Annotated in this window: 11 protein-coding genes and 3 pseudogenes; all 14 read left to right on the top strand. The window is 47.0% G+C overall.

Translation table 11 applies throughout. From position 1 onward, the window contains the following. Nucleotides 1–631, top strand: a 631-nt coding sequence (locus Q0R57_RS14275) for a serine hydrolase (protein ID WP_294749106.1), incomplete at its 5' end; no start/stop codon positions are given. Between the two features lies 1 nt (nt 632). Continuing rightward, nucleotides 633–1,040, top strand: coding sequence for a hypothetical protein (locus tag Q0R57_RS14270; RefSeq protein ID WP_294749104.1), 408 nt, complete (start codon nt 633–635; stop codon nt 1,038–1,040). A gap of 87 nt (nt 1,041–1,127) precedes the next feature. Next, nucleotides 1,128–1,253: pseudogene (locus Q0R57_RS14770) on the top strand (MerR family DNA-binding transcriptional regulator); the annotation flags it as partial. Between the two features lie 170 nt (nt 1,254–1,423). Continuing rightward, on the top strand, nt 1,424–1,765 hold the full coding sequence (locus Q0R57_RS14260) for a DUF3795 domain-containing protein (protein ID WP_294749100.1): 342 nt from the start codon (nt 1,424–1,426) through the stop codon (nt 1,763–1,765). Between the two features lie 20 nt (nt 1,766–1,785). Further along, complete coding sequence (locus tag Q0R57_RS14255; protein WP_294749098.1) at nt 1,786–2,970, top strand: NAD(P)H-dependent oxidoreductase; 1,185 nt, start codon at nt 1,786–1,788, stop codon at nt 2,968–2,970. Continuing rightward, on the top strand, nt 2,967–3,581 hold the full coding sequence (locus tag Q0R57_RS14250) for an alpha/beta hydrolase (RefSeq protein ID WP_294749097.1): 615 nt from the start codon (nt 2,967–2,969) through the stop codon (nt 3,579–3,581). The genes Q0R57_RS14255 and Q0R57_RS14250 overlap by 4 nt, the downstream gene beginning before the upstream one ends. Before the next feature lie 20 nt (nt 3,582–3,601). Further along, nucleotides 3,602–4,210, top strand: a pseudogene (locus Q0R57_RS14245) (DJ-1/PfpI family protein); the annotation flags it as partial. Beyond that, nucleotides 4,193–4,603 carry a VOC family protein gene (locus Q0R57_RS14240; RefSeq protein ID WP_294749110.1) on the top strand — a complete coding sequence of 137 codons (411 nt, stop codon included), beginning with the start codon at nt 4,193–4,195 and terminating at the stop codon, nt 4,601–4,603. The pseudogene Q0R57_RS14245 and the gene Q0R57_RS14240, both read left to right, overlap by 18 nt. A 21-nt stretch (nt 4,604–4,624) precedes the next feature. Further along, nucleotides 4,625–5,146: a hypothetical protein gene (locus Q0R57_RS14235; RefSeq protein ID WP_294749095.1), complete on the top strand. Its 522-nt coding sequence runs from the start codon at nt 4,625–4,627 to the stop codon at nt 5,144–5,146. Between the two features lie 27 nt (nt 5,147–5,173). After that, on the top strand, nt 5,174–5,743 hold the full coding sequence (locus Q0R57_RS14230; RefSeq protein WP_294749093.1) for an NAD(P)H-dependent oxidoreductase: 570 nt from the start codon (nt 5,174–5,176) through the stop codon (nt 5,741–5,743). A gap of 22 nt (nt 5,744–5,765) precedes the next feature. Continuing rightward, a pseudogene (locus tag Q0R57_RS14225) lies at nt 5,766–6,152 on the top strand (N-acetyltransferase); the annotation flags it as partial. A gap of 252 nt (nt 6,153–6,404) precedes the next feature. Beyond that, the gene (locus Q0R57_RS14220; RefSeq protein WP_294749108.1) at nt 6,405–6,647 is read left to right on the top strand and encodes a zinc ribbon domain-containing protein; all 243 of its coding nucleotides are present in this window, start codon (nt 6,405–6,407) and stop codon (nt 6,645–6,647) included. After that, the gene (locus Q0R57_RS14215) at nt 6,635–7,174 is read left to right on the top strand and encodes a GNAT family N-acetyltransferase (protein ID WP_294749091.1); all 540 of its coding nucleotides are present in this window, start codon (nt 6,635–6,637) and stop codon (nt 7,172–7,174) included. Before Q0R57_RS14220 ends, Q0R57_RS14215 begins: the two co-directional genes overlap by 13 nt. Before the next feature lie 87 nt (nt 7,175–7,261). Continuing rightward, entirely contained in the window at nt 7,262–8,086 is an 825-nt protein-coding gene (locus Q0R57_RS14210; protein ID WP_294749089.1) for a MerR family transcriptional regulator, read from the top strand. Nucleotides 8,087–8,503 lie beyond the last annotated feature (417 nt).

Genomic DNA, 8,503 nt, shown 5'->3' with positions numbered 1-8,503 from the left:
CCTGAATCGGAAAGGGCTGGATCTCGATGACACTATCGTTGTCGATAAGGCAGACTTGATGCAAAACACATGGTCGCCAATGCTAAAGTTCTTTGAAGGTGTCAAAGCCTTTTCGTATGGAGAACTGCTGGAATTGTCTCTCGGACAGAGTGACAACAATGCCAGCGAACTCCTTTTCAAGTTTTGCGGCAAGCCCAAAGCTGTAGAGAAGTACATGAGAAAACTTGGATTCCGCGATATCCATGTCCGCATGACAGAGGAACAAATGCACAAGAATCCGGCAAAGGCTATCGAAAACAGTTCTACCCCCACAGAAATGGTTCGTCTGTTCGAGTGGTTTCATCATCATAAAGACGACAACCAATATCTGACGTTCATCTGGAAGGCGATGGCTGACTGCTCAACAGGACTGAAACGAATCCCTGCAGCGATATCCGCAGATGCTCGTATCGTACATAAGACAGGTACGGGATTCCCATCTGCTGAAGGATTGCAAGACATGAACGATGCAGGTATCATTCTCATGCCTGATGGAAACCACGTCCTTATCGCCGTCTTCACCACACACTCACCATCTGAGGCAGTGATAGCAAATATTACCAGACAACTGTTAGACACCATAATAAAATAAGATGAAAAGATTGCGACTCGGAGCGGTGCTCCACTTCCTTATAGCCATTGGCCACATCGGCTGCCTGTTCGCTCTGGATGAGGCATTCGAAGCCTATGGCATCCGGGAAATCATGCATCAGATGGTATCAGGACATGTTTGGATGCTGTATGCCCTGACCATAGGTCTTGTCCTCGCTTTCTGTCTGGCAGGACTTTATGCCCTCTCTGCCACTGGTGACATCCGTCGCTTGCCTCTGACACGTATGGTAATCATCACCATCGTTGTGCTCTATAGCCTTCGTGCTCTGGCTGGAGGCATTAGCTGTATCAATGATTTCACCTGGCTACAATGTATCTCATCCCTCATTCCCGCCATTATCGCATGGTGCTACTGGCCGGGAGTAAAAGAAAGAGCAAAGATGTGTTAAATCCGTGTTAAAGTATTCATTTCTCTTGACTCGTCCCTAAGGTCATGCCTTATCTTTGCAGTCGCTTAGCAAATACATCGCGCGATTATGAATTTTAAAAAGAAATTAAAAATCGGAGAGTTCTCACAGTTGATGCAGGTGACAGTAAAGCCCCTGCGTCACTACGAACAGAAAGGACTGCTTGTGCCTGACGAGGTGGACGAGTGGACGGGCAACATCGCACAAGCTACATCGATGGAGCCTGGAACCAAGAAGACCCAGAGAAATGGCTCTCTGTCATTCAGATACCAATCGAATAATCAATCATTGTCTGCCATTCCCGAACTGCGTTCGCCTACCCGTAGCCTTTCACTCTGTTGGGGCAGACATTAAACACATTAAATATGAAGGAAATAACAGTTGATACTAAGATGATAGCTGCCTGCGGACTCTACTGCGGAGCGTGCAAAAAATACCGCATGGGCAAATGCCCTGGATGTCATGAGAATGAGAAGGCTTCATGGTGCAAGATCCGCAAGTGTAGTATGGGAAAAGGCTTCCATACTTGTGCCGAGTGCGAGATGGAAGTCAAGGATTGTCAGCTTCATAATAACATGATAGGAAAGTTCTTCGCTTTCGTTTTCCGTAGCGACCGTCCTGCCTGTATCCGTTACATTCGCGAAAACTGCGAACAGGCCTTTGCTGAGGAAATGACAAAGCGAGGAGAACTGACCATGAAGAAATGACTTTTTAATTTCAATGACAAATGAAAACATTAGTATTAAACACATTAAGTAATGACTATACAGAGCAGATAAAGGCTCTGATTAAAGATAAAGAGATTGAGATCGTCGATACCTCGGGCATGAAGATTGCGCATTGCATGGGCTGTAACCAGTGCTGGCTGAAGACGCCTGGCATCTGTGCCATAAAAGACGATTACGAAGAGATTATAAAAAAACTGGTAGAGACTGAAAACCTGTGGATCCTATCCGATACGCGTTTCGGATTTCTGGATTATAAAGGCAAGCGGCTGATGGATCGTATTATGCCCATGCTGAACATGACAATAGGTTTTCGCGATGGCTGGATGCGTCATGAGCTGCGTTACCATCCACTCAACATCGGACTCCTATACAAAGGCGATGCCGATCAGGCGATAATGGAAGATTGGTGCAAGCGTACGGCAGCAAACATAGGTGGACATTCACTTGGCGCTAAAGCTCTCGGCATTAATGCGAAACAATCCGTTGGTGAAAGGGAAGCAATGCCTGCCATTACTAGCCGAGCAAAGGATGTCTTCATCATCAATGGCAGTCCACGTGTGGCAAAGTTCAGCAATACGGACAAGATTATTCATTCGTTTGTCAAAGGGTTGGAAGAAGCAGGCATCACTTGGAAACTTTACAATCTCTCCAGCCGCAAGGAATGGGAAACAGCACGTGAAGCCTTCCTTACACACGAACGCATCCTCATTGCTTTCCCGCTCTATGTGGAGTGCATGCCCAGTGTGATGCTGGAATTTCTTGAAACGTTGCCATCAGAGCGTAAGCAGCCTGCCCAGTTGTCTTTCCTCCTTCACGGAGGCATGGACGAGGGAAATGAGTTCCGTTTCTGTGAGCGTATCTTGCAAGGGCTGCCCGCACAACTCGGTTGTAGCTTTGGCGGCACGCTGATTCATGGTGGAAGTTTTGGCATCCGAACCAGAGAGGATGCTGTAAAAGCCAAGATTGTTGCTCCTTACGAAAAAATGGGACGGCTGTTTGCGCAGAACGGCAACTTCCTCACCCCAGAAGCAAAGAAGTTCACTGGCCCAGAGCAATATCCCTGGCTGGTGCGTAAGATTGTGAGCCTGCTATTCCTGAAGAAGGTCAACAAGGGCTTTGAAGATTTTGCCAAAAGTTGGGGCTGCACTCGCCCGCTGGATGATAAACCGTATAGTTATAAATGAACGCAGTAATATACATACACGGCAAAGGCGGTAGTGCAGCAGAAAGTGAGCACTACAAGTCGCTGTTTCCTGACTGCGAAGTGATAGGTATGGACTATCACACATTTACCCCTTGGGAAACAGGAAAAGAGATTCGTGAGGCGGTTGCCGACCTGAAGACCAGATACAAGAATATCATCCTTATTGCTAATAGTATCGGTGCTTTCTTCAGTATGAATGCTGGCATCGAGGATATGATTCAGCAGGCCTATTTCATCTCGCCAATCGTTGATATGGTGCAGTTGATTACCAACATGATGACCTGGGCGAATGTCACAGAGCTGGAACTGAAGTCTGCAGGTTTCATTCATACAGAGTTTGGAGAGGATTTGTCGTGGGATTATTTGTGTTACGTCAGAAGTCACCCTGTCAGTTGGTATGTGCCTACACATATCTTATATGGTAGCAGCGACCAACTCACGTCCATCGACACCATCAGCAACTTTGCCAATGAGCATCACGCCTCTCTTACCATTATGGATGGTGGCGAGCACTGGTTCCACACTAAAGAGCAGTTGCAGTTCTTGGATAATTGGATGATAACCAAACAAAAAAAAATAAATAAGTATTAGTTATAAAACATTTTATACAGATGAAAGAAATATTGTACATACTGCTGGATAATTATGCCGAGCACGAGATCGGTTTTATGCCAGGTGCAGTGAGCACCGATGCCACAGGCTTTCGCAAGGAGCCTAAGTATATTAACAAGATGGTAGCCCCAACGATGGAGCCTGTAAAATCGATAGGCGGTATGCGAACCCTGCCCGACTATTCGTTCGAAACCATGCCTGCAGATTATGCTGCCTTGGTACTGATAGGTGGTTTCGGTTGGATGAATCCCGAAGCTGAGCGTGTATTGCCCATTGTTAAGGATGCACTGAGCAAAGGTGTTGTTGTGGGGGCTATCTGTAATGCCGCTTCGTGGATGGCCAAGCAGGGACTGCTGAACAACATCAAACATACAGGAAATGGTATCGACCAACTGAAATTGTGGGGTGGCAACAACTATACCAACGAGGCCGGTTATGTGAACGAGCAGGCCGTAACTGATGGTCGTATCGTTACTGCCAATGGTTCGGGATATCTTGAGTTTACACGCGAGTTGCTGAAACTGCTTGAGAACGATACGCCAGAAATGATAAATGGCTGGTACACGTTTATGAGCGTCGGACTGGTAAAGTTGTACTCGCCACGTCCTCGATTCAAATTCAACACCATTGGCCTTTTTACCAGCAACAATAAGGCTACTGTTGATTTCTATACAAAAGTTTTTGGTTTTACCACCGATTGGGATGGCATTCAACCCAATGTAGAGATGCTGCTGGCCGACATGCGTATCATCCTCTATCCTCGTAGTGATTTCGAACAGATGGTATCTTACAAATTCCAATATCCTGAAGGGTTCAATGGTACAGTAGAATTGGCATTTGACGTGCCCACCTTCGCAGACGTCGATAAAGAATACCAACATGCGCTCACGAATGGTGCCGTCTCCGTTCTTCCTCCCACCACAGAACCTTGGGGCCAGCGTACCTGTTATGTCGCTGATCCTGATGGAAATCTAATAGAAATTGGTTCGTTTTCGAAATAGATGGATTAAGAAATTGATATAATGGCTATAACCGAAGACAGACTCAGACAGACGTTCAGCGAGGGCGGTGCTCAGGAAATCTACCAGGATGTGAAGGCAAATGGTGATTTCCTGGGTTTTGCGCGTCAGTATGCATTCAGTGAGGATTATCTCGTAGCTAGGAGCGCTTTATGGGGACTGACCAAAGCCAGCAAAGAAGACTTGTCCCAGCTGCAGGTGATACAGAACGAGCTTATCGATCAGGCAATGAAGACAAAAAACTCATCCGTCAGGCGACTGTCCTTGAACATCGTTGAACGATTGGATATGTCAGAAGATGACCTGCGGACGGACTTCCTCGATTTCTGCTTCGAGCACATGATAGATGTCGAGGAGTTCCCTGGCATTCAGTCCGTCTGCATGAAACTTGCCTTCTGTATGTGCAAGTTCTATCCAGAACTGATGGATGAACTGAAGCGAACCCTCGAAGCAATGGAGATTGACTATTACAAACCTGCCATCAAATGCCTGCGCAAAAGGATTCTCAGTGGGCGATACAAATAAAATAGATTCTTGAGTACAAAATAGAATATGAACATTCTGATTATGAATGGTAGCCCTCGGAAGAAGGGGCTGATTTCTCAGATGCTCAGCATCATGCAGGAGGAGGCCGAAACGCGAGGCGATACGGTGGAGATGGTCTATACCAACGACCTGACCGTGAAGCCTTGCAAAGGCTGTATTGCGTGTCGCACGAAGGAGAAATGTGTGCTGGCTGAGGATGATTCGCAGCGGGTGTTGAAGATGATGCAGCAGGCTGATGCTATCATCATGGGGGCACCCTGCTATTGGGGCAACATCCCTGGACAGATGAAGCTGATGTTCGACCGTCAGGTGTATGGCATGATGCGTGATACTAATCGTTTTCCAGAACCGCTGATGAAAGGCAAGAAGTGTATCCTTATCAGCACCTGCACCACGCCCTGGCCTTGGAACATTCTGTTCAAACAGTCGCGCGGAGCTATCCGTGCCATGCGTGAGATAGCCCGCTATGCAGGTTTCAAAATCGTGAGCACCATCGAGCGTGGCGGCACAGCCATGCATCCCGCGCTGACCGAGAAAGACAAACAAAAATGCCGTAAGGCTATCAATAAGTTGTAAATAATTAAAATCAAAAATAACAATGATTATTAGATTAGAAGATACAAAAGACTATCGTGAGGTAGAGAACCTGACGCGTGAGGCATTCTGGAACGTCTATCGTCCAGGATGCACAGAGCATTATGTGCTCAATCAGTATAGAACGAATCCCGACTTTATCTCCGAGTTGGACTTTGTGATGGAGGAAAACGATAAAATCATCGGCCATGTGATGTTCTCCAAGGCAGAGATTACGCTTGACGACGGAAAAGTTTTCCCTTCCTGGACCTTCGGCCCCATCAGCATTCACCCCGACTACAAACGCAAGGGCTACGGGTTGAAACTGTTGCAATATGCGATAGAGAAAGCCAAAGAAATGGGAATCGGTCTTCTGCAAATGGAAGGAAATATCGAGTTTTACAAGCACGCAGGCTTCGACCTCGCCAGCAAAATGAACATTCACTATCATGCAGAGCCTCGCGATGCTGAAGTGCCTTACTTCCTTGCTCAAGAACTAATACCTGGCTATTGGGGCAATCGTGAGGGAACCTACTGCCCACCCAAGGGATATTTCGTAGCTGACGAAAATCCAGAGGCTTTCGAGGCTTACGAGGCCAACTTTCCCCAGAAGGAGAAAGCATTCCAGGAGGGCCAACTCCCTCAGTTCTGTCAGAGCTGTGGCATGCCATTAATGCGTATCAAGGATTGCGGTACAAACGAAGACGGCAGTACCAATTTTGATTATTGCCAGTATTGCTACAAGGATGGTAAGTTTGTGCAGGACTGCAACATGGACGAGATGATTGAGCATTGCACCCAGTTTATTGATGAGGTAAACAAGAACATGCCCAAGCCCATGACCAAAGAAGAGTATAAGCAGATGATGCAAGGTTTCTTCCCGATGCTAAAGCGATGGAGAAAATGATGGAAACGAATAGAATTATATTGCGCCCTTGGCGCGACAGTGACGCGGAGACACTGTATAAATGGGCTTCAGATCCGGATGTGGGGCCTCGTGCAGGCTGGCCACCACATCAGAGTGTGGAGGAGAGTTTGGAAACTATTCGCACTGTATTTAATGATATAACCAATACTTGGGCTATTGAGTTGAAAGAAACAGGCGAGCCGATTGGTGCTATAGGTTACGGGCCATCTTGCGAGTGCGACCTGCCGGCCCGTGATGGTGAACCGCTCGTCGGCTATTGGGTGGCTAAACCCTATTGGAACAAAGGTATCTGTACGGAGGCTCTGCGCCTGATGCTAGACCATATCCGACAAACGACGGACATCAAATCACTCATCAGTGGTCACTTCGTGGATAATCCAGCCTCAGGCCGTGTGATGGAGAAGTGCGGTTTCGTTCCCACAGGTGAAACCTGCATTGATGCGAACCAGTATCAGGGCGCGAATCGGCCTATCAGAGTTTTGAGATTGGAACTGTTCAAGTGTTAAATCCGTGTTAAAGTATTCATTTCTCTTGACTCGTCCCTAAGGTCATGCCTTATCTTTGCAGTCGCTTAGCAAATACATCGCGCGATTATGAATTTTAAAAAGAAATTAAAAATCGGAGAGTTCTCACAGTTGATGCAGGTAACAGTTAAAACCCTGCGTCATTATGAGCAGAAGGGACTACTTGTGCCTGACGAGGTGGACGAGTGGACGGGCTATCGCTATTACAGCATCGACCAGATGCAACGGCTTAAGACCATACGCGACCTACAACGTCTAGGTTTCTCGCTGGATGAGATTAAGGACCTGTGCGATTCATATTCTCACACTCCAACCATCCGCCAGCTTACTGAGAAGATAAAGGAAACAGAGGCTGAGCTAAAACTGCTGATTGCCCGTCGTAACCAACTGCTCGACTGGAGGAACGCTCGCAAAGAAATGAAGACAATGGAAAAGATTAGTATTCAATCTCTGCCCGAAATCATCGTGGCAAGTCATCGTGAAGTAATTCCTAACTACGCCGCTATCGGCCCTATGTGTGTCGAGAAGATTGGTCCTGAAATGCAACGTTTAGGATGCAAGTGTCCGCCACCAGGTTACTGCTTCACCATTGAGCACAACAAGGAGTACACCCCCACTGACATCGACATTGAGTATTGCGAACAGGTGGAGGAGATGGGCCAGGACAGCGCCATCATCAAGTTCAAGCGCTTGCCAGCCGTACCCAAGGCCCTCTGCATGAAGCACGTTGGTCCTTACGAACGCTTCTATGAGTCGTTCACCGAAGCCTTCCGCTATATCGAGGAGCAGGGCTATAAGGCGGTTGGGCAACATCGCACAAGCTACATCGATGGAGCCTGGAACCAAGAAGACCCAGAGAAATGGCTATCGGTGATTCAGATTCCGATAGAGTAGAAATCATTTTTGCCGCCTCATTTCTATGGGGCGGCAATTCAGATGAGTTATGGCTTAGGTTATGCTAACCCCCATTCGTCACAAATTGATGCTGTTTATCCTAGAAATTTGGAGTATTCCGCAACAATTCGTAACTTTGCAGTCAAAAACATATATATAATGAAACAGGAAATCAATCCCAAAGAGACAAATCGGGCCATCGCTTTCGAGCTGTGGATGAAATCGCCTATGCCGATGGTGACGCTCACGAGTCAATATAACTATGAATCATTGCCACCGATATGAAGAATATTCTGAAGGTTGAAACTCCTAACGACTACGCTCGTTTTGTGGATGCACCCGTATTGCACCCATTGATCAGTATTATCCATTATGACGAGTTGGCGCCCTTCCGTCATAGCCTGAACAACTATGGCG

Source organism: uncultured Prevotella sp. (genome assembly GCF_946407605.1).
Classification (GTDB): domain Bacteria; phylum Bacteroidota; class Bacteroidia; order Bacteroidales; family Bacteroidaceae; genus Prevotella.
This window is presented reverse-complemented; position numbering and strand designations above follow the sequence as displayed.